Source organism: Sphaerochaeta associata, from assembly GCF_022869165.1.
Taxonomy (GTDB): domain Bacteria; phylum Spirochaetota; class Spirochaetia; order Sphaerochaetales; family Sphaerochaetaceae; genus Sphaerochaeta; species Sphaerochaeta associata.
Map to the genome: position 1 here is coordinate 1,961,796 of NZ_CP094929.1, position 24,691 is coordinate 1,986,486.

Genomic DNA, 24,691 nt, shown 5'->3' on the forward strand with positions numbered 1-24,691 from the left:
TGTGTAGGATGAGAGCAGGTGGACTCCTGCATGCAAACAGTGGTGATCGTAAACGTCTTCAGTATGTTCCCCCTGCTCTTCACCATTTATTTGGCGAAACGTCATCTCTCGGGGTCCCGTCAGAATTGGTACTATATCTTTGCCTCAGTCATCACCATCATGCTTTTGTTCATGGAAATCATAGCCGGACTGATGAGTTCGAAGGCAGGCAACATTGCCTTGGCCGTACATTACCTGAGCTACGCCCTGGGCTATGCGCTCACTCCGCTTGTCCCCATGGTCATCCTCTTCTACCTAGGTTGCTCTGCGTGGTCGTTTACCAAGAAACTCTGGCTGTTTGTTCCCATGGTTGTGAATATCCTGATTTCCATCTTATCCATGCAAAGCGGTTGGTATTTCACCATACTTACCAGCAACACCTACCAGAGGGGGCCGTATTTTTGGTTTGTCACCGCCTTCTCAGCCTATTATTATGGATGGATACTGATACGATTGTTGCAGATCAACAAAACGCGGGTGGTTCCCTCGAAATTTCTCCTCGGCTTTGTGTACACACTGCCGATTGTATCCACGACTATTCAATTGGCTACACGGGACGAAATCTATGTGTTCAGTACCGTTGGTGTTTCGTTGCTCTTATACTATCTCATCGTCCAGGAAGCACGGTTCGATTACGACATGCAGACACAAGTGCGTAACCGTGAGGCCTTCGAACAGGAGCTGCTTTCACGCCAATACCATGAAAGGGACAGTGCCATCTTTATGTTCGACGTGAACAACCTAAAAAGCACGAATGATGTTTGGGGTCATCAGGAAGGGGACAGCCTTCTTTTTTGCGTTGCGCAGATTCTCACCAAACTCTTTGAGCCCGAGGGAAAGGTGTTTCGCATCGGAGGTGATGAGTTCGCCGTCATTCTTCCACTTTCCAAGAAGCCGGACCCGGATCTCTTTCAGCAAAAATTCCTTGCATCTGTTGCCCTGGCCAATGAAAGCAGAGTCCATCCCATCTCCATCGCCTACGGATATGCCATCAGCGACAAGGCTGAAGGCATTTCCCTGAGAAAAGCCTTCCACCTTGCCGATGAAGCGATGTACCGCAACAAGAACGAACAACGCCATATATTACGAGATCATTGCTGAGAGAGACAGCCTTAGGAACAGGTACTCCAACTCACGCAGCGTTCCAAGTGCGGTGAATGCAGTTTGCATGACATCAAGTTCCTTCTGACGCACAGCCGATGGATCGGAAATTCCTGCAGAGAAACGTATCTGCTCGGTCTCCAATGCAACCTGCTTATGCTCATACTCTTTCAACTGCAGAATCAGATTCATCCGATAGGTCAACATATCCTGTTGTATGGCTCTCACTTCGGCCTCGGCATTTTTATAAGCCTGCTCCACCTTTGCCTTGGCTGAGAGCAGTGCCTGCTCGGCACTATTCTGCTGCAGATCGGAGGAACGGCGGAAAAGGTCGGTTGCACTGAAGCCGATGGAAAAAGAGAGTAATGGTTTGGAATCAGAGAACATCGAGCTGAAAGATTCGAAGAACGATGTATTGGCGGCAGGACTGTAGAACGGGGAGAGTTGGAAGGAAAGTTGGATTTGAGGTGCATCAGAGAGAGCGTAGAAACCGCTGTCCAACGTTGCACTACGCAGTTCCTTCACTGCTTTCTGGTAGTCGGCATCCTCAAGCAGATATCTGGTGAGCATCACATCTGTCTTGGTTGCCTGGTCGATCATGGATTCGAGATTGAATTGTGAGAGCGTCAGGTCCTTTGGCAGCGCATCCGCCCATGTCAGGGAGAGGGTCTTCTCCAGTTCTGCGATCTCATGGTTCAGGTTTTGATAGACAGAAACACTCTGGTAGTAGGACAACAACCTGCTCTCATAGGCTTGAGCGCTGATCAGGCCCTGTTTGAGGTCCTCTTCAGCTCGCTGTACCTGTTCATAGGCAAGGTTTGCCCGCTCCGCGATAAGATAGCGATTCTCCATCAGATTTTGGCGCAAGGCAAGCAGTTTCAGATTCTGCAGGACCATGGCCGAAGAAAGAGCCTTATAGGAACCCTGCGTCGTCTGAAGAGCCAACTGTTGTTTCTCAAGCTGCTTGGCTTGGTAGCCTGTGTCCAACATCGTCTCCCCCACCCATAACGGTTGCGAGACGGAGAGTGAAACAGAGGGTGTGTGCGTCCAGGCGGAAGTAGAAAATCCCTCATAGGCCGAGCTTTGCTTCACACTCAGATTCACCGAACCACCGGTGCTCAGGTTCTGGGTAAGGGAGGATCCTACAGAAAAGGTATGCTTCTGTGTTCTCTGTGTCAAACCGGGTCCTGTGGGTGTAGTAGAGTCGGTATAGGAATACGGGGTTGCCGAGATGCCGATCTTCGGCTTTCTATTTTCAAGGGCGAAGTCCAGCTGTGCCTGTTGGATGGCTACCACCGTAGCAAGCTGTTTGGCATCGAGGCTTGTCTCTTGTACCAAAGTCTGCAAGGTTGGTGCCAGGCTTTGGAGCGAAGGCCCTTGGTAGGGAGACCAAACCGAGAGAAAGTCCTCAAGGTTTTGTTCTTCGAGACCAGGCAAGGACAACAAGGGAGGTCCTTGTACCGACAGGTCGGGATAGGCTGCAAGAAGAGGCAGACATACAAGACTGGTTATCAAGAGAATTAGAAATTTAGTTTTCATGCTGCACTCCTGGGTTTTCGGTCATAGAGAACGCCGTAGAGCAAGGGGATGATCAAAAGGGCGCTGAGGGTGGAGAATACAAGGCCCACCATGATGGTGCTGGCCATCGGCGACCAGACCACCGAATACCCTCCGATACCGATGGCGGTTGGAAGCAAACCTGCAATAGTGGTCAAGCTGGTAAGCAGAATCGGTCGAATTCTGGTGACTGCCGATTCGAAGACAGCTTCTCGTACCGACTTGCCTTCAGAGCGCAGATCATTGATGAAACTGATAAGAACAATTGCATCGTTGACCGCAACGCCTGCAAGGGCAACGGCACTATAGATGACTGTAGTTGAGAGCGGGGTTCCCGATACAAACAGATAGAGCACGACTCCAATGAAGGCGAAAGGGACGGAGAGGAGAATCAAGAACGGTTGGCTGTAGCTGTTGAACTGTGCCCCCAGTATGAGATACATCAAGAATATACCCAGGACAAAGACCCTCAGGATATCGATCAAGAGGTTGGAGAAGTCTGCAAACTCCCCTCCCACGACCAAGTCAACCCCTGCATACCGGGCTTCAAGCTGCGTATCCCAAAGCTGCCGAATCTGTGAGTTGACCGCCTTTTGATCAACATCACCCGATGCGTCGGCGGTGATGGTGATCTCACGCTTGCCTTCGACACGGCGGATGGAACCGATAGAGTTGTCGAGCTTGATGGTCGCCACACTTGAAAGCGGAACCAATCTGAGATCGTCGGTGGGAATAAGAATCTGTTCGAGGTCCTCGAAGCGATCGGCTGACTTGGCGGCAAACTGTGCGATGATGTCTATCTCCTCATTCTCCAGGAAGAATGTGCCTACGGTGACGCCGTCAAAGCGGGAACGCAGATACCCGGCGATGGTGGAGACACTAATGCCCAGGCGGCTTGCTTGATCCTGGTTGACTTCAACACGGAGAACCGGATTACCCGGCACGAAATCACTCTGCACGTTCGAGACATTCTCGATCGAGGCGAGCGCGTTGGAAAGCGCAGCAGCTGCATTGATGATCGGCTGGTAGGAGTCGCCTGAGAGCCTGAAGCTGAAATCAGCTGAGGTGGGAGGCCCGGTCTGAGCCTTGGTGAAAAGCACCTGCTCCGAGCCGCTGAGGTAGTAGGTCTCTCTCTTCAATTCATCGATGATGGCTTCGATGCTTCTCTGCCGACCTTGGTCCTTCTCGGCCAAATCGACAGTAATCTGGGCTTGCGTCGTTGTCTGTGAGTTGCCGGACCCACCGATATTGCTGCTGATGGAGAGTATCTCACCATTGCCCACCTTACCCAGCAGTACCTCCTCATAGCTCTGCACAATACGGTTTGTCTGGTCCAATGTCGAACCAAGCGGTGTAGTGATCTCAATGTTGAAATAGCTGTAATCCTCGGCACTGAACAAGTCCTGCTTGAGTGTTCCGACCAAAGAGAACACTCCAACAGTGATCAGGAGGAGGATGACCAAGTACAAACCCTTGCGATTATACAGGTTTTCCAAAAACATCCGATATCGCCCTACAAAGATTCCAAACCTATCTTTCTTTGGTTTTCGTACAATATTTCTCTCTCTCGGTCCCCATTCAGCATAGTGGGAAGGGAGGAAGAACAATGCTTCGAACGTACTTACGATCAAGGCGATGGTGACAGTCAGGGGGATGACACGAAGAAACTTGCCGATTGTACCGGGAATGATCATCAGCGGCAGGAAGGCTGCAACGGTGGTGCCGGTTGCTGCAATGACCGGCCAGATAACTTGATTGACTCCAAGAATCGCCGCTTCGTGGCGTTTCAAGCCCAAAGTCTGCAACCTATAGGAGTTCTCAATAATGACGATGCCATGGTCGACAATAAGGCCGAGCACCAGGACCAAGCCGAAGAGTGTATTGGTATTTATCGTCTCCCCAAGCAGGTCGAGGACAAGGAACGTCAAGGCAAAGGTTACCGGAATGCCCAAGGCAGTAATCAAGGAGTTTCGTACTCCGATGAACAGCCCGAGGATGATCACCAAGAGGGCCAAGCCCATGAGGGCGTTGCTTGAAAGCACGGAAAGACTTGAGGCTATCTGGACGGTGGAGTCGTTGAAGAGCGTCATTTTGGCCCCGCTGATCTGTTGCTGTTCCTCCACAATGGAACGTACCCTGTCGACAATCGCCACTGAATTGCCCTTCACCACCTTGGTTACCCTCAGACTCACCGAGGGACTGCCGTTGAACCGGTTGAAGGGAGTATCCTTTTCAAATCCGTCGACAACCTGAGCGACATCGCTGACTCTGATGATTCCCTCGCCCTGGTTGGACCGCCGTACGATTACACTGTTTATGTCATCGACTTCACGAATCGAACCGAGGGTCCTGATCAGATACTCACGGCTTTGGGTCGTCAGGTTTCCACTGGGCACTGAACGATTCTGCTCGCTAATGGAGCGGACTACTTCATTTACACTCAAACCCAAGGATGCAAGCATGGTCGGATCGAGCTGAACTTGGATCTGTCGCTCGGGCAATCCGATAATCTGGACATCGGCGACATCGCCGACCTTGAGAATCTCGTTCTGCAAAGCCAGAGCCTGTTCCCTCAATTCCTGATAGGGCAGATTACCACTGATAATAACCTCGACGACCGGCAGGAAGTCGGAAGATGAGAAGTCATCGAGAATTGCAGGCAGGGTGCCGTCGGGTAACGTGACTTGGCTGAATCGAGTCTGGGCATCCTGAAACAAGGCCTTGAAGAGTTGATCGTCGATGCCGTCATCGAATTCCACTCGCACCACAGAAAGTCCTTCACTGGTGGTTGAGCTTATCTGTTTGAGTCTATCCATGCCCTGAAACGCATTTTCCACAGGGATGGTTACCGAGGCCTCCATGTCCTCGGCAGCGACTCCCGGATACGGGACGATGACATTGACCCAATAGAAGGGGACCTCGGCAAACTGCTCTTGGGGAAGGGAGATCAGAGAAAAGAGACCAAGAGCCAATACGGTGATCATCAAGATATTGATGAGCACTGGTTTGGTCACAGAAAATTTCCCAATGGTAAAGCGGGAGATATTGTCGTCCATACCCTTCTCCTACAAGCTCTGGCTGCTGATCGAGCTGCCATCGACAAGACGTGAGAGTGCACTGACCAACACTTTTTTATCGGAAAGATCATAGGTGTCGTCCACACTCTGTACAGCAGTCTGGTCTCCGAACTGGTCGACGATCAGAACCTCCACCAATTGTGCCGTGGCATTCTCTGCAACAAAGACATAGGTCTTGGCATTCCTATTGACGATAGCCGCATTGGGAACCAGTGTGTAGACCGGAGCGTCGGGGTTGAAGATGGTTACCCGGGCAGTAATACCTGCCTTTATTCGATCTACTCTTGGATTATCAAAGTCAACATGCACCGTCCAGCTGCCGGTTCTGCTGTCACTGGAGGCACTGATGGCACTGACCGTACCCTCAGCGGTGATATCCTCGGTGGGAGTGGAAATGACCACTTCAGCCTTCGCCCCTTCCTTTATCAAGAAGAGCTGGGACTGCCCTACCGCCAAAACAACGCGTAGATGGGCAAGGTCGACAATCCGGGCGACCTGGGTACCGCTTTGCAGCAAATCCCCTACAACCAGCTTGGAAATTTCTGCAACACTCCCGTCTATCGGAGTTGTGATACTCATATTGGAGAGATTGTTGCGAGCATTCTGCAATTGGGCCGAGAGACCATCGGCGCCCGATCGTGAGAGATTGAGTGCAGAGAGCGAAATGGCGCCCTTCGCATAGAGTTGTTCGTTGACTCCCAACTCTTTTTGGGCGTTCTCGCTCTGCTTCTCAAGCTGACTCAGGGTAAGGTTTGCCACCTTGTCATCAAGCTCGATCAGGACATCACCTTTTTGGAGCGTACTGCCCAAGGCGACGTGGATCGATTTGATCTCACCGCTGGTTCTGGCTTTGACGCTCACTTCCTGCTGCCCTTGAATCGCTGCGCTGCCAACCACCTTGTCACGCAAGGCCTTGGTCTGTACCGATACAGCTGAAGAGACAATCTGGGTGTAATCGGTTGCTGCAGCAACTTCCTCTACCACGAGCGGAGGTTGCTCTTCCTGTTTTGTGCAGGATGTGGTTATGAATAAAATTCCGATGAGCACAAAAAGCAAACGAATCGAACGAGTGTGGTGCATACTTACCTCGGAGAAAGAAGTTTTAGGAATTGTTATCAATAACTATACTGTTTCCTATTTAATTTTGCAAGACATAAAGCCTCTTCAACTCATACTCATCGAGGTGCCGGGACCTTGCTGCATCGACAAGTTTCTCGTATAATAGTTATATAGCTTTCAGCACATCACCTCCTTATTCCCGCTTTCTGTCAGGAATACTGCGTGTCCAGACTTGGTATTCAGAGGAATATGCATGGTTGTGCCGGGCCTATGAAAAACTCATATGCAAACCAAAACACGAGAAATTACAATCCTGCGTATCACAACCTTTGTGTGTCTTTTCTTCGGCATTCTAGGAGTGGTGGCTTCACAGCTGGCCCAATCACGCTCCCTGTTGCTCGACGGACTCTACTCACTCATTCAAAGCCTGTTCATTCTTGGTTCGGGGTATGTTGTATCACTGCTGTTTAAAAGTGACGATGCCAGATTCCCCTTCGGCTTTGCGGCCTTTGAACCCTTCTTTTTAGTGATGCGCTCGCTGACACTGTTGATCATGGTCCTGACCATCGGGTCTTCGGCCTTTCTCTCACTATTTTCCGGTGGATACGTTATATCGGTGGATATCGCTCTGCCGATCGCAGGCCTTTCTTTTGTGGTCTGCGCCGTGGTGTATGCAATACTCAAACGTGAGGCGAAAATCCTGAAAAGTCCCGTATTGAGATCCGAAAGCAAAGCGTGGCTGCTCGATACCTTGCTCAGTCTTGCTTCCCTGCTGGCGATGTTGGTCGCCTACATTGCCTCCAAATATTCCCTCAGTGCCTTGATGCGTTACATCGATCCAGCCTTGACCCTGGCCTTCTTATTCTGCATGATTCCGCTTCTGGCCAAGGATCTGATCCAATACAGCAAGGAGCTGTTGGGGGCGGCGCCTGCACGTTCGACTCAATCTGCTCTGGAGAAAATCGCCTACAAGTTTGTGCGTAGACACGATTTCTTGAAAGCAGAAGTCTATGCATCGAAACAGGGAAGAACGTTGAACGTACTGATGTATGTATACCTGAAGGAGGAGCGGCCGCTGCTGCAGCTTGATGCGATACGGTTGGAAATCCTTAAAGCCCTGTACACCTACAGCAGCTGGTGTGAAGCCGATATTATCTTCACCCTCGACGACCGCTGGGTCGATTACACAGCCATTCCCTCACTGCAACATGCTTGAGAGCACCCCAGGCAGCGCTGCATCCCAGAATGCCCAGGTATGGGAGCCGGCCGTCTCTTCATAGCGTATATCCAGGCGTTCACCGAATGTCTTCACAAAATGGATGTTGTCCTGATACAAGAAGTCTTCGGTCCCACAGGTGATATAGAGGCGGGGCCGCACCTTTCCAAGCTTTGCAGCAAGCGCAAACAAGTCGTCTTGGCCATCTGCAAGACACTCCAAGGGGCCGAAGGTGTTCTCGAACTCGGCTGGAAACGGCAGTGTTTCATCCTTCATACGGTTTGCCAATGAGACAAGGTCGAGGGCCCCGCTCATACTGGCGGCATAGCCGTACTGCATCGGGTTGGTCAAGGCCGCTTTAAGCGCCCCGTACCCTCCCATCGAAAGGCCGGCTATGGCAGTATCATCACGCCGGGTACTGATGGGAAGCAGTGTTGAAAGCAGGCGGGGTAGTTCTTCAGTCAGGTAGGTGAAATACGGATAGCCTTTTTTCTGGTCGGTATAGAAACTGCGCCCCACCGACGGCAATACCACCACAAGATCCAAGTTCTGCACATACCTCTCGATACGGGAGTTTCTCAGATAGCTGGTCTCATTCTGCTTCAGGCCGTGCAAGAGGTAGAGCACCTTGTAGGGCGGCTGCCCTATGGAGGGGCTGCGCTCGCATCTCTGTGGTACTATCACCTGCACAGCAGTGTCAACCTTCAGAACATCAGAGAAAAAATCAAGCCGAATCAGTGCCATATCCCCCTCCGCATAGTGCTCTACTGTAGCGCATTTTGTCGGCTCTGGCCACCTCAATTCTGTTTGTAATCTTTTGGAATCCTGATTGTTTTAGCAATGAGTGGAATGTTCTAAAGGTGGGAGGAAGCAGATGAAGCGCAAAAAGCATGCAATACGGCACATGTTTGCACTGCTATGTATCTGTACCCTTCTCTTCTCTGGTTGCGGTGTCTACAGCAAAGTACCTCCTGTCAACCCCGATCAGAGCGAATGGGAAGGACCCCTGCTCGACCAAGCCGATATGGAACATGTACAAATCATCGTGAAACCCAGGGACACCACCATTGTCCTCAATCTTGATGAACTGGATGCGGACATGGCGTTGTTGCTTGCCTATCTGGGTGAAAAAGAGAACCAGCACATCCAACCGGTTCAAGAGAGCGGTGAATTCGTGCTGGTCATTCAGAAGCAACAGGAGTAACGGCTAGCTGATCACATGTGCACTGATGGCATCAAAACTTACCCCGACCTGGTCCCCCACCCTATGCAGTCCCTCTTTGACAGGATTGTATGAGATGGCTACAATCGGTTCGGTTCTGCCCTTTACGGCTATCTCATACTCCACCGTAGATCCCAAATAGACTGCCTCCTGCACCACCCCGTTGAAAAAGGCTTGGTCATTGGGCTGCTCGATCTTCAAGCCTTCGGGTCGCAGGACCACCGTTGCACGCTTTCCCACCCTTACATCCTTGTTGAACGAGGGAAAACGATACTCCTTTTGGTTGACCTCCATAGTCAACTCGGCATCGATTTTCTTGACCATCCCCTTGAAGAAATTCGCCCTGCCGATGAAATCGGCGACAAAGTGGTTGGTGGGCCGGCTGTAAATTTCAAACGGAGTTCCCAACTGCTGGATTCTCCCCTTGTCCATTACCATGATGCGGTCGCTGACCGTCATCGCCTCGTCCTGGTCGTGGGTGACATAGATGCTGGTAATCCCGAACTGCTGCTGAATCCTGCGGATTTCGGTACGCATCTGATCGCGAAGCTTCGCATCAAGATTGGAGAGAGGTTCATCGAACAAAAGAACCCTGGGTTTGGTTACAATAGCCCTTGCCAAGGCGACGCGCTGTTGCTGACCGCCTGAAAGCTGACTGGGCTGACGTGCACCCAAGGCGGACAAACCCATGGTTGCCATGATGGTATCGACTTCTTCCTTGATCTGGCTTTTTTTCATACCTTTCAACTCCAACCCGAAGCCGATATTCTGTTCCACCGTCAGGTGGGGAAATATTGCATACGACTGGAATACCATCGAGGAGTTGCGCTTGTTGGCAGGCAGGTCGTTGACCAATTGACCGTCAATGAAGACATCGCCTTTGGTCTGTTTCTCAAATCCGCTGATGATGCGCAGCGTTGTAGTCTTTCCACAGCCCGAGGGCCCGAGGAAGGTGACCATCTCACCCTCCTTGATCTCAATATTCACCGTGTCCACCGCAGTGAACTCTTTGTTCTTGTCATCCTGATCGGTAAAAATTTTCGTTACGTTTACTAAGGTTACACTCATTGAGGACTCCTAATGGCTGAGAATAGAGCTGGTGGTGTGATACTTCAAGCGCAGGATCAGCTTGATGACGGCCATGGCCACCAAAATGATGGCAACCAGTATCAGGCTGAAGGCAGCCGCCGCCCCGATGCGCCCGCTCTCCACCTGGCTCATGATCTGCACCGTCATCAGTTTCCACCTCGCCGAGACCAGAAAAATTGCGGCGCTGATGGCTGTCATGCTCCGTACGAAGCTGAAGATCAAGGAGCTGAAGAAGGCAGGGATCATCAAAGGAAGCGTTACCTTGCGGAATGTCTTGTTGCTGTCCGCTCCAAGGTCGATTGCAGCCTCTTCGATCGAGGGGTCGATCTGCTTGAGAACGGCGACTCCGCCCTGCACGCCTACCGGCAGATACCGGAAAATGAAGTTAAGCAGAAGAATGAGCAGCGTGCCGGTAAGGTAGAGTGGATGCTTGTTGAACGCCAGGATGTACCCGATACCCACCACAGTACCCGGAAGGGCGAAGCTGAGCATGGAGGAGAACTCCATGAACTTGCGGCCCCAGAAACGCTTGCGGACAACCAGGAAGGCAATGACCATGCCCACCGTTCCTGCAAGCGGAGTCGAAAGCCCGGCAATTGCCAGCGTGTCGAGTACCGATTCAAAGCCAACCCGCCACACATAGATGAAGTTCTGCAGGGTAAGCTTGTTGCTGTTTCCCCACGACTCGGCGAAGGCTCCCCATATGATGCTCGCATAGACGAGGATGATGAATGCCGCGATGAGACAGCAGACGGCAAACAACATCCAACGGGCCCTGGGACTGACCACATCATTGCTTGACTGCGTCGGTTTTCCCGTCACCGTCACATACTGCTTCTTGCTTACCCAATACTTTTGCAACAGGTAGGCTGAAACCGATGGAACGAGCAAAATGAAGGCAAGAGCCGCCCCTTTGGCAAAATTTCCCATGCCGGTGATTTCCAGATAGGCCTGGACGCTGAGGATTGGAAACTGGGCGCCGGCCAACACGAGTGGGTTGCCGAAATCTGCAAGCGACTCGACAAAGAGCACCAGCATTGAACTGGCAATTCCAGGAATGGAGAGCGGGAGGGTGACCTTGCGGAAAATGGTAAAGCGATTGCCTCCCAGATCCATGGCCGCATCCTCAAGTGTCGGGCTGATCGACTCCAAAACTCCACGCAGCGTTATGTAGGCAACCGGGAAGAAGGTCAGAACCTGGGCAAACAACAGGCCTTTGGGGCCGTACACATTGGCATCCTGCATGCCAAGCAATGTCGAGCTTACAAAGCCATTGCGGCCGAAGAGCATGATCACCGCCAAAGCCCCGATGAACGGAGGGCTGATAATGGGGATGGTGGCGATCAGATTGAAGAATTTTCTGCCCCGGATGTTCGCCCGTGTCAACGAGTAGGCAAATATGTAGGCGATGAAGGTTCCAAGAATCGCCGTCGCTACTCCCATCCACAGTGAGTTGAACAAGGCCTTGAGGTAGTAGCCGTTGGAGTAGGTCATCACATCGGTGAAGTTCTTGAAGGAGAAGGACCCATCGACTTGAAAACTCACTACGACGACTTTATACAAGGGATAAATGATGAACAGGACCAAGGAGATCAAAAGCAGAAGAATCACCCCCAAGAGCAGGGGGTCCTTGCTTAACCGTATGAAATCATGCCACGAGGAGATGAGCCGTTGTTTCATGAAAACCTCGAATCAGGGTTCTCCGGCGGAAACCACCGGAGAACGTGAAAAGACTTACTTCTTGGCAGAAAGTACTTCACCGACCCAGCGTTCGACCAATTCAGCCTTGCGCGAGCTGTAGTAGGCCAAATCGACGCCAACCACATTGAGGGTGGAGAATGCAGGCATGACAGGATCGATCTCGGCATCATCGATGACCGGATAGAAGTAGGTGCCAGTGGACTTCAAGACATCCTGGCCTTTCTTGCTTACCAGCCAATCCATGAAGATTTTCGCTGCTTCATAGTTCTTTGCCCCCTTGAGAATCGAGGCTGCGGGGAATTCAAATCCGAAACCTTCCTTCGGGAAGACAATCTCAATCGGCTGCCCGTTGGCTTTCATCTGGAAGAATGCCGGAGAGAATTGAATACCGATGGCGGCATCACCGACGTTCACACCCTTTGAAGGACCGGTTCCGCTTGAAGTGTAGGTCTGGATGTTTGCGTTCAGCTTCGCCATGTAGGCAAACGCTTCGTTCTCTCCCATGATCTCAATCAGGCTGTAGACCATGGTGGTTGCCGTCCCGCTCGCCTGGGGGGTGGGAACCTGAATAAGATTCTTATACTCGGGCTTGAGCAGGTCCGCCCAGCTGGTGGGCATCGTTGCACCGGCTTTGGCAAGGGCAACGGTATTCACACCGAAACAGAGCGGATTCATATAGAACCCTCTCCAATACCCTTCGGCATCCTTGAACTCTGCACCAAGTGCTTCGAAGGCCGCGCCTTTGTACGGAATCGTCAAACCTTGTGTTTTGGCGATCACATGGTTGTCACTCGGAGCACCAAGCCAGACATCAGCCTGCGGGCGGCCGCTCTCGGCCTGGATTCTTGTGAGGGCGGGTCCGCTTGAGAGCTGGACGAAGCTTGTCTTGATACCCGAATCCTTGGTGAAGGCATCCAGGATCTTCACTGCATTCGCTTCATCAACGCTTGCATACACGACCAATTCCTTTGCTGCCTGCCCATCCTCCTTGGACCCCTGGGCTGCAAGAGGGCTGAGAAGACACAGGATCAATAAGGCACCTACCAGAAACTGTTTCATAAAAACCTCCTAGAGAAAGCTATACTTCATTCTACCATTGATTGAGAGGCAGGCAAGAAAAGGATTTTACGAAAGTGATTACAATTTCATTCATGCACCGATAGAGAGAGAAGCACAAAATGCCCGTCCTCATTCAGCATCCACGTCATGCTGCCATAGCCATAGGTCGGTTCATGGTAGCAGAAGGGGATTTCAAAGAGATGGCCTCGCTGTATGGAGGCGGCAACCTGCAGCTGCTTAAGCGGAAGCAGCGAGGCCAGAAGACGGTCATACGTGAAGACAAAGCCTGTTCTCATAGAGGATGGGATGTAGGTTTCAATCCAGGAGAGGGAGTAGCTTTGGCTCAGTGCAGTCTTTGCCGTCTGTTCTATACTATTCGGTTCGGCTTCAATAACCTGTCCGATGTTCTGGTCGAGAGGAAGCAGGGGAATTGGACTTGAGAGAAGAGGAAAACACGAAAAGAATAGAGCTGCAAGCAGTATACAATTTCTTTTCAATCTATTCATTTTCAACTCATGTAAACTTTCCATGCATACTCCCAAAACAAAATACAAACTTCTAGAATACTTTTTTGTAGACTTTATACAATCACATGGTATTGTATACACAAAGATGTCAATGAGACAACAAAAACAAACAGGAGAGCAAAACATGAAGATGGGAAAAGTACCGATTTTTGACACGATCAACAAGATTCCTGGCGGCATGATGGTGGTTCCTTTGGTTCTAGGCGTAATTTTCAACACATTCTTTCCAGGAGCATTGAATATAGGCAGTTTCACAACAGCCTTCTTTAAAACCGGGGCGCTGACCTTGATCGCGCTTCTGTTTTTCTGCAGTGGAGCCCAGATCAACCTGAAAACAGCTGGGATCTCCCTGTACAAAGGTGTTGTATTGAACACCAGCAAGGTGTTCTTCGGTCTTATCATCGGTGTTCTTTTTGCAAAGGTTGCAGGACCCGGCGCAGCACTGCTTGGGGTTACCCCGCTCGCCATGATCTCGGCCATGTCCAACTCCAACGGCGGCCTTTTCACCGCTCTTGCTTCCAAATACGGCGATGAATCGGATGTCGGCGCCATCGCAGTCATCTCTTCAAACGACGGGCCCTTCTTCGAAATGATGTTCATGGGAATCGCCGGCGTTGCCACCATTCCCTTGATGAGCTTGGTCGCCGTCATCGTTCCCATTATCGCAGGTATGATTCTGGGCAATCTTGATGACAAGTTCCGCGACTTCCTCAAGCCCGGTATGTTTATTGCGATCTTCACCTTCTCCTTCCCGCTCGGAGCAGGTTTGAGTTTCCAGACCATCATCAAGGCTGGTGTGCCCGGCATTTTACTTGGTCTTATGACCCTTATCGTCACTGGCGTTCCTTCCTATTTTGTGTACAAGTGGTTGGTACCCAAGAAGATGAGAAGAACTGCAGCCGTCGGAGCCGGTGTTGGAACCACTGCTGGCAATGCAATCGCCACTCCTGCAGCCATTGCAGCAGTAGATCCTTCCTGGCTGCCGTTTGCTGAGAAGGCCACCGTTCAGGTCGCAGCAGCGATCATCGTCACCGCAATCCTGGTTCCGTTCCTGGTGGATTTCTTCTACCGTTGGGAGCTGAAACGCGGGCTTGTCAATGAGCACGCGATCACCGCTTCCGTTCAGGTTGACGCAACAGGCCAACAGCTTTAAGCTATAGGCACTCGTTTGTATACAATTAATCATAAAGACGAGCATCTGCTCGTCTTTATTAGTCTCAGGAGGACCTTATGCATGTACACAATCCGATAGATCCCGCAAACAAGGATCTACTGCTTCCCGATACCACGGTATGTTACGGGATGTCGGCCCCCCCTGCCCTCTCCGATCCCGAGGCTGCCATTCAGAAAGCACTCAATGCTCCCATTAAAAGCAAGCCCCTTTCGGTCATTGCCAAGGAGAAGCTTGATGCCAACAAGGATGCCACTGCCGTCATTGTCATCTCGGACAACACCAGACCGGTACCCTACAAGGGAAAAGGAAACATTTTGGTTCCTATTCTCACCACATTGTTGGAAACGGGATACAAGAGCCGGCATATCACCGTATTGATCGCCACGGGCACCCACCGTCCGATGACAGCCGAAGAAATCGAGCGCATCATCGATCCCTGGGTGTTTGAGAGCGGCATCGCCGTCGTCAACCATGACTGCAAGGATGAGTCGATTCTCACCTACCTCGGCAAGACCGAACGTGGCAGCGAGGTGAAGATAAACAGCAGCTATGTGAACGCCGACTTGAAGATTCTTACCGGATTGGTGGAAAGTCACTTCATGGCAGGGGTGAGCGGAGGGCGAAAGTCTGTATGTCCCGGCTTGATCAGCGAACACGGCACGTTCCTCTTTCATGGGGCGGATTTGATGGGCCATCCGGATTCCCGCGACCTCAACCTGGAAGGAAACCCCGTCCATGAAGAGTCGTTGGCTTTTGCAAAGATGGCAGGGGTCGATTTCATCGTCAATGTGACACTCGACCACAAGTTTGCCATTACCGGAGTGTATGCCGGCGATCTTGAGGCCGCCCATCTCGCGGCCTTCGAAATGGTCAAGGGATATGCCAAGGTACCCATCGCCGAGGAGGCTGACATTGTCATCACCCACGGCGGTTTTGTCGGCATAAACCACTACCAGAGTGCCAAGGCTGCATTTGCCTCCATCGGAGCGCTGAAGAAGGATGGGTATCTGATCAGCATCGCAAACTTCACCGACAAGAAGGACATCATCGGCTCGATCACGTACAAGACCGTGTTGGCGATTCTTTCCCTTTGCGGGGCTGAGGCTTTGATTCAGGTATTGCACAGCAAGGATTGGCCGTTCTTTCCCGACCAGTGGCAGGTTCAGAAGTGGGCGCCTGTTTTTGAAAAGATTCCTCTGGATCACTACTATTATTTTGCCCCCCAGCTGACGAAAGCCGATGGTCCGGGACTGCCTGGTATCAATGCCGCAACCTTGACTGACAGCAAGGAGTACAGTGAAGTGGTGAAAACACTGCTCCAAATCATCAGAGAGCGTGAAAACGGAAGGGCGTTGAAGATCATCTGGCTCAGCGATGGTCCTTACTCCATTCCATATGTGAAATAAGGCCGAATCATCCCAAACAGAGAGAGGAGCCCCTCTCTCTGTTTTTCTATGCTTGCAGTACTAAAGCTTCATTCCGATGGAGATTGCTTCAAGCAGGCTCTTTTCGCTGGCGATGAGCTTGCCGGCGATATCGAAGGCCGTCCCATGGTCGACCGAGGTCCTGATTACATCCAGACCGACGGTGATATTCACCCCGCTGTCGAATGCAAGCATTTTCAAGGGAATGTGTCCCTGGTCGTGGTACATCGCCACCACAACATCGTAGGAGCCTTTCATGGCCTTGAGAAACACGGTATCAGGAGGGATGGGCCCGTCCACGGCCAACCCTTGGGCCCTTGCTGTTTCAACGGCAGGGATGATGTGCTCAAGCTCCTCCGTGCCGAACAAGCCGTTCTCCCCTGCATGGGGATTCAGCCCTGCCACCGCAATGCGGGGCTTTTCATATCCAGCCTTCCTAAGCGTTTCGTCGGCCAGACGGATGACGGTGAGCACCCGCTCCTTGGTACAGGCGTCACACGCCTGTCGAAGCGATACATGGGTGGAGACATGGATGGCTTTCAGCTTCTCACTCCACAGGAGCATGGCGTAGGATGGCCCATGGGTGTATGCGCCAAAAATTTCAGTATGGCCGGCAAACTTGTGTCCAGCCAGATGCAAGGCTTCCTTATTCAAGGGAGCGGTGACCACCGATGATATTTCCCCTCTGAGGGCGAATTCAATCGATGAGACTACACTCTGGAATGCCAGCTCCCCGCCAAGGACCGTTACCTTGCCGATTTCGATGTCCTCGGCCTTCACGTGCGGCATCGGGTCGAAGATGTTGACAACTCCTTCCTTCCACTCCGCGATGGTGGTTATGGCATTGAATGCGAATCCGTATCCGAGGGCCTTGTTGTAGTGATCCAGGATGGAACGGCTTCCAAACAGCAGGGCATGCTGCTGGTATTGTGAAGAAGCATGCAATGCCTTCAACGTAATCTCCGGACCGATCCCGCAGGGGTCCCCGATGGTTATTCCGAATCGTTTCATAGTCACTCCTATAGCTCCCGCAATACCCGCAGGGCGTAGGCGATCGCATCGTCGCCCCCAAATGCTCCGGCTTTGGTCACAAGCTTGAGCGAAGCATACTTCGACCCTACTACTTCAAGCAGGGGAAGACCCAACAGAACCTCACCCTTGATCTCCACTTCGCTGATCTTCAGCAACTCAAGTATGCCAAAGGCAGTATCCCCGCCGGTGAGGAAGAGTCCGCCCAATTCATGGGTTTCCATCACCTCCTTGGCGATGGTGCTCAGAGCCAGCCGGACTGCATTGCCCACCTGGCTTTCACTGAGCCCAAGTCCACGGCCTGTTTCAATCGAGGCCTTATACTCCGAGTGTTCCAATACGGAGGAGGCAATCAGAAGAACATCCTTGTTCTGGGAGAGCAAGAGTCTGACCCGTTCGGCATAGCTGTGGATGCCTTTCTGCACAAGCAGGTCGCAAACCGACACACTGACTGTAGAGATACCCCGGTTCTGGGCGTAAAGCACCTGCCTGCGGGTCACCTCGCTCAAGCTTGCAACCAAGCCAAGTATCGGTTTTGATGGGTAGTGTTGGTTGACCAGGGCTTCACCAAGGCCGGCGCTTCCGACGAAAAGCACCTTCTGGTTCAAGGAGAGCGCCCACCCGGCAATGAGGTTCAAATCCTCATTGGTGGTTGAATCACATACCACCACACCGTCGCGAAGCATCGGCCAGGAACGGGCTCGAATGGTATCCACACTCAGATGGACCACTCTGTTGAACGGGCTGAAGAGATTTGACAGATTATCCTCTGTCACCGGTTTGAGGGGGTCCTTGCCGTGTTCGGTCTCTCGCAGCGGTTTATCATGGACGTAGACCACCGAGTCCCTGCAGATGCGCCCCATGTCGGGAAAGGCGGTTGCAACTACAATGATACTGGCCTGCATACGCTTTGCCACCTCGCGCACCTCCTCGACTATGTTGCCCCGGAGGGTGGAGTCGATTTTCTTCATCACCACTGAAAATGAGGCCATATCCATATCAAGAAGCGAGGCCTGTACAGCCTCCCTGGCCCGTTGCGGGGATAGGTTTCGCGATTCGGTGTCGAGGACCAAGGAGTAAGACGGGGGAAGCAGTCCGGGGCGACCGATCTGCACCCTTACCTTGACTGAACGGCGAACAAGTTGCAGCCCCGTATCATTGGCTCCGGTAAAGTCATCGGCGATGATCAAGTAGGTTTGCATACACAGCTCCTCGTACTATACATGCAATCATTCTAATCCGAGCTGCACCTGCGATGCCACTCTTTTCTCTTTCGCTTTACACGGATGGAGCACTGTTCTACTATCTAGGCATGCAGCGCACCTATACTTCCTTGCTCAGCAGCCTTTACGGCGAACAACAGTTCAGCATCCGCGACCCCTTGTGGAAGGACATCCGCCTTCCCGTCTCCTTCAAACCGATCATCGGCGACCCTGTTTTTCAAAAGCTGGGAAGGATCAAGCAGCTCGGCCCGGCCTTTCACCTCTACCCCGGTGCAGTGCACACCAGGCTTGACCACAGCCTGGGAGTCTACCATGTCGGTTTTCTGATCCTCTCCAGCCTCCTTAAGCAGGCCATGTACGGGAAATCGGTTCTCCCTTGTACCGAAGAGGGCATGAAAACCTTCCTCTGTGCATGCCTCCTCCACGATATCGGTCACTTTCCCTTCGCACACTCCTTGAAGGAGCTGCCGCTGAAAAGCCATGAAGCCATCGCTGACAGCCTCATCCGCCAACAGGGCTCATTGTACAAGGCGATCAAGCAGGCAGGCATTCAGGGTGAACAGGTAGGACTCATCATCGATGAGCGGCTGCCGTGCGACGACAAGGAGATCGAGCTGTACCGCAACATCCTCTCCGGCACCCTCGATCCGGACAAGCTGGACTATTTAAACCGTGATGCATTCTTCTGCGGCGTCCCCTATGGGACTCAGGATGTCTCCTACATCACCGACCAACTTACAGTGGTCGATACAAAGCTGGCCGTCAGCGAGCAAGCCATGGGTTCGGTGGAACACCTGCTGTTCAGCAAGTACCTGATGTATCGCAATGTGTACTGGCATAAAACCACCCGAAGTGCGACAGCCATGATCAAGAAAGCCATCCTGCTCTCCTTCGCAGATGGAAGTCTCGATGGAGAAGACCTTTACGGGCTGGATGACGAGCAGTTCTTTTTGCTGCCGTCGTCCAATGCTTCACTGTTCGCTGCAGTACGGGATAATCGCCTGTACCGCCTCAGCTACGAAAAAGCATTCGAAGCTGAGGGGGAGTTGGAAAAACAAACGAAAGACCTGACAAAACGGATGGAGTTTGAAGCAGAGCTTGCCGGAAGGCTTGGCGTGCCCGAGTCCCACATTATTGTAGACATCCCCGAACCCATCACCTTCGAATCCGATATTCCTATACTCTGTGAAGGGAGCGTACTTAAGCACTTCCATGATTTGGACCAGATATTTTCCTATGATATCGGTAGGGTCTTTACAAAAAGCCTGAGAAAATTCAGAATCTTCACACCCTCATCCATTCCGCGGCAAGCGGTTTTGGAGGCATTGGAGCTCTGACTGCATGAATACACTTTCGTATCGCACGCTCATCGATGGCGACATCCCCCCCTGGGTGATGCGTTTCATCAAACACACCGGCAAGGCCATCAATACCTACTCGATGATTCGCGAACATGACACCGTACTGCTTTCCGCCTCGGGAGGGAAGGACAGTCTCGCCCTGGCCCTGGCCCTTTCGATTCGTCGAACGTGGCTGCCGATCAAGTACGAACTGAAGGCGTTGATGATCAACTGGATTGAACATCCGATCCCCGAGGCCTTCCGGGAGAAGCTTACAACTTTCTTTACCGACCTGGGCTACGATTTTTCCATAGTTGATGAACACCAATATCCTGCATCCTTCAACGGTGAGTTCAACTGTTACCTTTGTTCGAGAAATCGCAGGAGAGTCCTTTTCAACTACTGCGAGGAGCACAATATAGAGCTGGTGGCAATGGGACATCACCTCGACGATTTGGTGGAGACCAGCCTGATGAACCTCTGCTTCCGTGCAGACTTCTCCACCATGCAGCCGGTTCAGCCGTTTTTCGATGGGAAAATCCATATCATCCGGCCAATGATAGAGATACATGAGGCTGTCACCCGACGCCTGGCCGATGCCTATGACCTGCCGGTGGTAAAGCCCGTTTGTCCCTACGACCAAACCAATATAAGAGCACGTCTCAAACCCATCATCGGCGACCTCTGTCGTCTTGACAAACTAAGCCGTGAGCATATCTATCACGCCCACCAATTTACGGGCAGGCTGTAACTTGTGACTCTCAGGCCTGTTTACATCCATACCAAGTATATGTGATGATAGAGCTAGGAAGGAGGGGTGATATTTTGCTGAAGCGCCTTGGTCTGCTTCTACTGATGATCCTGCTTGCAACCCTCCCGTTGAGTGCTGAAAGCGAGGGTGACAGTGTCACGCCTGTAGAGGAGTCAATGATTCCCGGCGGACCTGAAAACCAGGCTCCCTCGTATTCCACCACCGATGGTTCATGGCCGATCACAGGAACCGAAGGCTCGACCGGACTGCTTGAAGGTGTGGCAACCAGCGATGGCTTTTTCGCCCTTTCCTACATGCCCGACTTCAGCATCGGGAGATTCACCTTCCAGTTCGATGTGAAGATAAAAGGCGCCTATGAAACAGAACCTTTTGGGGTTTCCCTGGATTTCTCCGATTGGAAAGTTCCTTCAAGAAGCGAAGAACAGAGTCTTGACGAATATACAGTCGACGTCCTCAAGCATTACAGCCGTTTCATCCGTACTATCCAGTACGGGGAGCGCTACGATTCTCTCTATCTGAGGTTCGGCAAGCTGCTGGGCATCACACTCGGCGACGGGGCTCTGGTAAATGGGTATTTCGACCATAGTGTTGCGATTCGCAGCACCCGCCCGGGCTTGGAGCTCATGCTTGACGGAAGGCTGCTTGGCATCCCCAATGCAGGATTTCAGTTCATCACCAACGACGTATTCAAACCTACCCTCACGGCTTGGAGATTGTTTTCCAGACCACTGAGTGAGTATCCCGAATACGAGGCGATCGCCGACCTGCAGATCGGTCTTTCGTTCGCCCAAAGCCCGAGATTGCTTGATGAGCAACAGCGGCAGTTGTTGGGTCGCAAACTCATCGCCTTGGATGTTTCGCTGCCGGTTGTCTCATGGGGCTGGTTCAATATGGATTTCTTCACCGATCTCCTTGTCCAGACTCCCGACAGTGGAGAGAGCAAACCGTCATTCGGTTATCGGTATGGACTGTGGGGACATACAAAAAGCTTTTTTATCTTCAACACCAGTGTAACGGTTCCTACCTTCGGCAAATACTACGCAGAGTACTTCTCCTCGAACTTTGAGAAGCGAACCGCCCAGGATCTGGAAAAACTGGTCATTGAGCTTGGAACGTCACGCCTGGATGCGATGCTGGGCCTGAACTTTGTCCGTGAGGGTGTCTATCTCAGGGCAAAAATGATAAGTAATTATACATCAGGTGATTACCATGATTATCGATTTATTGCAAATGCACGCATAGACAAGCGGTTATTCAACATCGTTTCGCTGGACTTGAGCTATGAAAAGCTTTATCCTACAACTACAGGAGAACGGTTCTTCGAGGGCCTGCGGACACTCAACAATGTAACGCTTTCCGCCACTGCAGTAGTCAAAGTCAAACCGTACTCTTTTGATCTTGGACTGAGCATTCTATACGATGAACAAGCCCAAGTTACGTATAAGCTAGATACTGCAGTAAGGATATCCATCCTGTAACTTCAGTGTAGGGAGTGTATATGAATCGGTTATGCAAGCATGTTGGTCTGCTTCTCTTGGCCGCCTGCCTCATCGGTAACCTGTATGCTGATGATTCAGTCTTCATCGGTGATGGTGACATCAGCGCACTGAAGCTCTATGACAGCCAAGGCAACCGGCTTGACGCAACCAGTGAAAACGCCAGCAAAATCGGAGAAGGATGGATCATCCAGAATCCGGACACCCCCATTCTCATCATCACCCCCCGCGGAACCATCAATGTCTACGAAGGGTCCTTGCTGGTCACCGGCAATCTCACCAGCAAACAGTCCGACATCTATCTCGTCTCAGGAAAGGCAACCTTCAATACGTATGATATGGATAGCGGTATTCTGACCGTTTCCACCCCTGTTTCTCGACACCGCCTGGAAGGTGACGGAGAGATGCTGGTCATCACATCGGAGAACGAGGAGAGTGTCACTGCATTTACCGGAACCGTCTCTTCTTACAACTCATTGACGGGTTTCACCCGCACTATTCGTCCGTTTGACAAATTGTTCATGCAGGAGCAGAGCGCCAGGCCCCAACAGATTGAAATCGGCTACTATCTGACCTACGCAACGTATCCTGATATGATGCTTGCCCGACAGATAGTTCAGGAACTCTCCAAGCCCATCATCGCCCCTACCCCGCTGGCAGCCAAGGCAAAATCCAGTCCATTGGTGATCGAGCAACCGCAAGTTGAGATGCCTGTGGTCGCCCCCTTGGCCGAACCTGTCAGCAGTTTGACTGTCGCCCTGCAAAAGCCGTTTATTCCAGAACAGGTGCAGGTGATATCTGTCGATGTACAGAAAATTCCCGTACCAGAGAAGGTACGAACCATCACTTCCAGCATACTCAAGGCCCCATCTTCAAGAATCGTCGTTACTGTACGACCTATGGTCCCAGAGATCCCATCCACCGTACAGGCGAGTATCGCCGTCCAGGTCCCTTCCATACCGTCACAGCTTACGGTGGTGTCTGAAAAGGACCAGGTTGTAATTGTCCAGCAAACTTCCGAGACCCAGACACTTGAGGTAGCCATCCCCTTGGATGTACAGCCCGAGCTGACGATCGCCTCGGTAAGTCAGGTCGAGCAGATACTGGACACAACGATACCCATCGAGGAAAAACAGAGCGAGGAGCTTGAGGAGGCGATCATTGGAGTCCAGGCATCCGATGAGCAGTATCTGCAGCTCACCTATGATGTAAAACAGGAGAATGTCGAGCAAGAGAAACAAGAAGAGCCTGTCATAGAGACGCCGGTCACTACTACAGCTCCTGCTTCCATCACCTCCTCAAGCCTTATTTCCTCCTCCGATGCAAACCGACTGCAGGGTTCGTTCGGTGTGACAGCCGATTATCGGTTCCAGTTTGATGGAACAAACTCCAATACTCTGAGCCATCGACTGACCATCAAGCCCTTCTATACCAAAGGGCCCTTCAGCATTTCCCTGCAGTCGTATGTGCAGACAGAGGATTTCACCGCCTTGACCAGCAATGCAACCCCGTTTCCTGTCTCAACTCTTGGTCGCATCGGCTATATGTTCTCCTACTTCGACCAACTGAGAATCGGCTACAGTACATCAGGTTTCTATCTGGCACTTGACCATAATCGAAGCATCGTCAGCGATATGACCAGTTTTACTGCACCCCAATTCGGAGAGAGCAGCAAGTTGGTCCTGCAAAGTCAGATCAAGACAGGCCCTTTCACCTTGATCACCGCCTTCGATGATTTATATTTTACAAATCTTCTGGCAAACAGAGCACAATTCGGCTCCTCCATCCTGCAGTACACCTCCAACGGGTATCCACTTTCCATTGCCGTAGGAGCTCTTGCAAAGGTTGAGAACAATCCGTCCTGGACGGTGAATCTCTATCCCCTGTTGGGTTTCCGCTTTCCGGTCATCAACACAAGAACCACTCAGTTCAGTGCAATCATGCAGGCTCACGGGTACCTGCCCGTCTACCCTGCCATCGATACCGATCAGTTCATTGACACTTCGCTTGCGACCTTCTTCCCCAACTACTCCCTGGGTGTGGGTTTTGCTGTGAAACGCAACCAGTTCACAGCAAAGATTCTTGCTTCAGTGAACGACGGGAAAAACCATACTATGTTGGTGAATGATTTTGCCTACACCGCTATGGACACTTCCTACTCCTCAGCGTTTGAAATTCTTACCGATATTCGGTATACAGGTGCAAAGTTCGAGACAAAGGCCGTCTGGAATGTTCCGTTGACCGGCTCCTTTGCCATTGCAAAGCTGAGCACAGGACACAGCGCCGACTACAGTCAACTCTCGCTGGGGTTCAAGCTCGACAAGCTTACCTTCGGTTTTGGCCTTGCAAACCTCGGCCTTTTGGAAACACTTCAAGACGTCTTCTCAGGTTCCCTTGCCCTGACCGATCTTTTCGGCGGGACCTATGCAACCAGCTATCTCTATGCAGGGTATGATTTCGGTACGTTCAACCTTTCAGCAAGAGCCGCTTACCCCGCTTCACCTGCGGCGTATACGATACCGATGGTGAGCCTTAGTGCACGAATCAAGCTGAGCAAGGCGTTCTAGCTTTTGCGCTTGTGCTTCT

General features: G+C 51.7%; 19 protein-coding genes. 9 read left to right on the forward strand and 10 right to left on the reverse strand.

Annotated elements, in window-relative coordinates; all coding sequences use genetic code 11:
• The first annotated feature begins 30 nt into the window (after positions 1 to 30).
• Positions 31 to 1,140, forward strand: coding sequence for a GGDEF domain-containing protein (locus MUG09_RS09095; protein ID WP_244771105.1), 1,110 nt, complete (start codon positions 31 to 33; stop codon positions 1,138 to 1,140).
• Here the strand turns inward: MUG09_RS09095 and MUG09_RS09100 are convergent.
• Genes MUG09_RS09100 through MUG09_RS09110 form a run of 3 tightly spaced genes read right to left on the reverse strand, consistent with a single transcriptional unit; the run spans position 1,123 to position 6,854 of the window.
• The gene (locus MUG09_RS09100) at positions 1,123 to 2,679 is read right to left on the reverse strand and encodes a TolC family protein (protein WP_244771106.1); all 1,557 of its coding nucleotides are present in this window, start codon (positions 2,677 to 2,679) and stop codon (positions 1,123 to 1,125) included. The two genes, MUG09_RS09095 and MUG09_RS09100, sit on opposite strands and share 18 nt — an antisense overlap.
• Complete coding sequence (locus MUG09_RS09105) at positions 2,676 to 5,753, reverse strand: efflux RND transporter permease subunit (protein WP_244771107.1); 3,078 nt, start codon at positions 5,751 to 5,753, stop codon at positions 2,676 to 2,678. Before MUG09_RS09105 ends, MUG09_RS09100 begins: the two co-directional genes overlap by 4 nt.
• 9 nt (positions 5,754 to 5,762) lie before the next feature.
• Complete coding sequence (locus tag MUG09_RS09110; RefSeq protein WP_244771108.1) at positions 5,763 to 6,854, reverse strand: efflux RND transporter periplasmic adaptor subunit; 1,092 nt, start codon at positions 6,852 to 6,854, stop codon at positions 5,763 to 5,765.
• Between the two features lie 262 nt (positions 6,855 to 7,116).
• Here MUG09_RS09110 and MUG09_RS09115 point away from each other — a divergent pair, with 262 nt between their 5' ends.
• Positions 7,117 to 8,049, forward strand: coding sequence for a cation efflux transmembrane domain-containing protein (locus MUG09_RS09115; protein ID WP_244771109.1), 933 nt, complete (start codon positions 7,117 to 7,119; stop codon positions 8,047 to 8,049).
• Here the strand turns inward: MUG09_RS09115 and MUG09_RS09120 are convergent.
• On the reverse strand, positions 8,032 to 8,793 hold the full coding sequence (locus MUG09_RS09120; protein WP_244771110.1) for an alpha/beta hydrolase: 762 nt from the start codon (positions 8,791 to 8,793) through the stop codon (positions 8,032 to 8,034). The genes MUG09_RS09115 and MUG09_RS09120 overlap by 18 nt on opposite strands.
• 130 nt (positions 8,794 to 8,923) lie before the next feature.
• On the opposite strand from MUG09_RS09120, the gene MUG09_RS09125 reads away from it, so the two are divergent.
• Positions 8,924 to 9,253, forward strand: a complete 330-nt coding sequence (locus MUG09_RS09125; RefSeq protein ID WP_244771111.1) for a hypothetical protein — start codon at positions 8,924 to 8,926, stop codon at positions 9,251 to 9,253.
• Positions 9,254 to 9,256: 3 nt separating this feature from the next.
• Here the strand turns inward: MUG09_RS09125 and MUG09_RS09130 are convergent, their stop codons facing one another.
• The 4 genes from MUG09_RS09130 to MUG09_RS09145 all read right to left on the reverse strand — a co-directional run bounded on the left by MUG09_RS09130 (position 9,257) and on the right by MUG09_RS09145 (position 13,626).
• Positions 9,257 to 10,339, reverse strand: coding sequence for an ABC transporter ATP-binding protein (locus MUG09_RS09130; RefSeq protein ID WP_244771112.1), 1,083 nt, complete (start codon positions 10,337 to 10,339; stop codon positions 9,257 to 9,259).
• 9 nt (positions 10,340 to 10,348) lie between these two features.
• Positions 10,349 to 12,040: an ABC transporter permease gene (locus MUG09_RS09135; RefSeq protein WP_244771113.1), complete on the reverse strand. Its 1,692-nt coding sequence runs from the start codon at positions 12,038 to 12,040 to the stop codon at positions 10,349 to 10,351.
• A 54-nt stretch (positions 12,041 to 12,094) separates the two neighbouring features.
• Positions 12,095 to 13,120 carry an ABC transporter substrate-binding protein gene (locus MUG09_RS09140; RefSeq protein WP_244771114.1) on the reverse strand — a complete coding sequence of 342 codons (1,026 nt, stop codon included), beginning with the start codon at positions 13,118 to 13,120 and terminating at the stop codon, positions 12,095 to 12,097.
• An 86-nt stretch (positions 13,121 to 13,206) separates the two neighbouring features.
• Positions 13,207 to 13,626, reverse strand: coding sequence for a hypothetical protein (locus tag MUG09_RS09145; protein WP_244771115.1), 420 nt, complete (start codon positions 13,624 to 13,626; stop codon positions 13,207 to 13,209).
• Positions 13,627 to 13,771: 145 nt separating this feature from the next.
• On the opposite strand from MUG09_RS09145, the gene MUG09_RS09150 reads away from it, so the two are divergent.
• Together MUG09_RS09150 and MUG09_RS09155 are read left to right on the forward strand one after the other, a co-directional pair.
• Positions 13,772 to 14,800 (forward strand): 2-keto-3-deoxygluconate permease, encoded by a 1,029-nt coding sequence (locus MUG09_RS09150; RefSeq protein ID WP_244771116.1) that lies wholly within the window; start codon positions 13,772 to 13,774, stop codon positions 14,798 to 14,800.
• Positions 14,801 to 14,877: 77 nt separating this feature from the next.
• Positions 14,878 to 16,227: a lactate racemase domain-containing protein gene (locus MUG09_RS09155; protein WP_244771117.1), complete on the forward strand. Its 1,350-nt coding sequence runs from the start codon at positions 14,878 to 14,880 to the stop codon at positions 16,225 to 16,227.
• Positions 16,228 to 16,287: 60 nt separating this feature from the next.
• On the opposite strand, the gene pdxA is transcribed toward MUG09_RS09155, so the two are convergent.
• Complete coding sequence (pdxA, locus tag MUG09_RS09160) at positions 16,288 to 17,256, reverse strand: 4-hydroxythreonine-4-phosphate dehydrogenase PdxA (protein WP_244771118.1); 969 nt, start codon at positions 17,254 to 17,256, stop codon at positions 16,288 to 16,290.
• Between the two features lie 8 nt (positions 17,257 to 17,264).
• A complete protein-coding gene (locus MUG09_RS09165) occupies positions 17,265 to 18,476 on the reverse strand; it encodes a four-carbon acid sugar kinase family protein (RefSeq protein ID WP_244771119.1) in 1,212 nt (403 codons plus the stop codon).
• A 110-nt stretch (positions 18,477 to 18,586) separates the two neighbouring features.
• On the opposite strand from MUG09_RS09165, the gene MUG09_RS09170 reads away from it, so the two are divergent.
• The 4 genes from MUG09_RS09170 to MUG09_RS09185 all read left to right on the forward strand — a co-directional run bounded on the left by MUG09_RS09170 (position 18,587) and on the right by MUG09_RS09185 (position 24,672).
• Complete coding sequence (locus MUG09_RS09170; RefSeq protein ID WP_244771120.1) at positions 18,587 to 19,834, forward strand: HD domain-containing protein; 1,248 nt, start codon at positions 18,587 to 18,589, stop codon at positions 19,832 to 19,834.
• 4 nt (positions 19,835 to 19,838) lie between these two features.
• Complete coding sequence (locus MUG09_RS09175; protein WP_244771121.1) at positions 19,839 to 20,588, forward strand: PP-loop family protein; 750 nt, start codon at positions 19,839 to 19,841, stop codon at positions 20,586 to 20,588.
• A 74-nt stretch (positions 20,589 to 20,662) separates the two neighbouring features.
• Positions 20,663 to 22,087, forward strand: a complete 1,425-nt coding sequence (locus tag MUG09_RS09180) for a hypothetical protein (RefSeq protein ID WP_244771122.1) — start codon at positions 20,663 to 20,665, stop codon at positions 22,085 to 22,087.
• Between the two features lie 20 nt (positions 22,088 to 22,107).
• Positions 22,108 to 24,672, forward strand: a complete 2,565-nt coding sequence (locus tag MUG09_RS09185; protein WP_244771123.1) for a hypothetical protein — start codon at positions 22,108 to 22,110, stop codon at positions 24,670 to 24,672.
• Positions 24,673 to 24,691 lie beyond the last annotated feature (19 nt).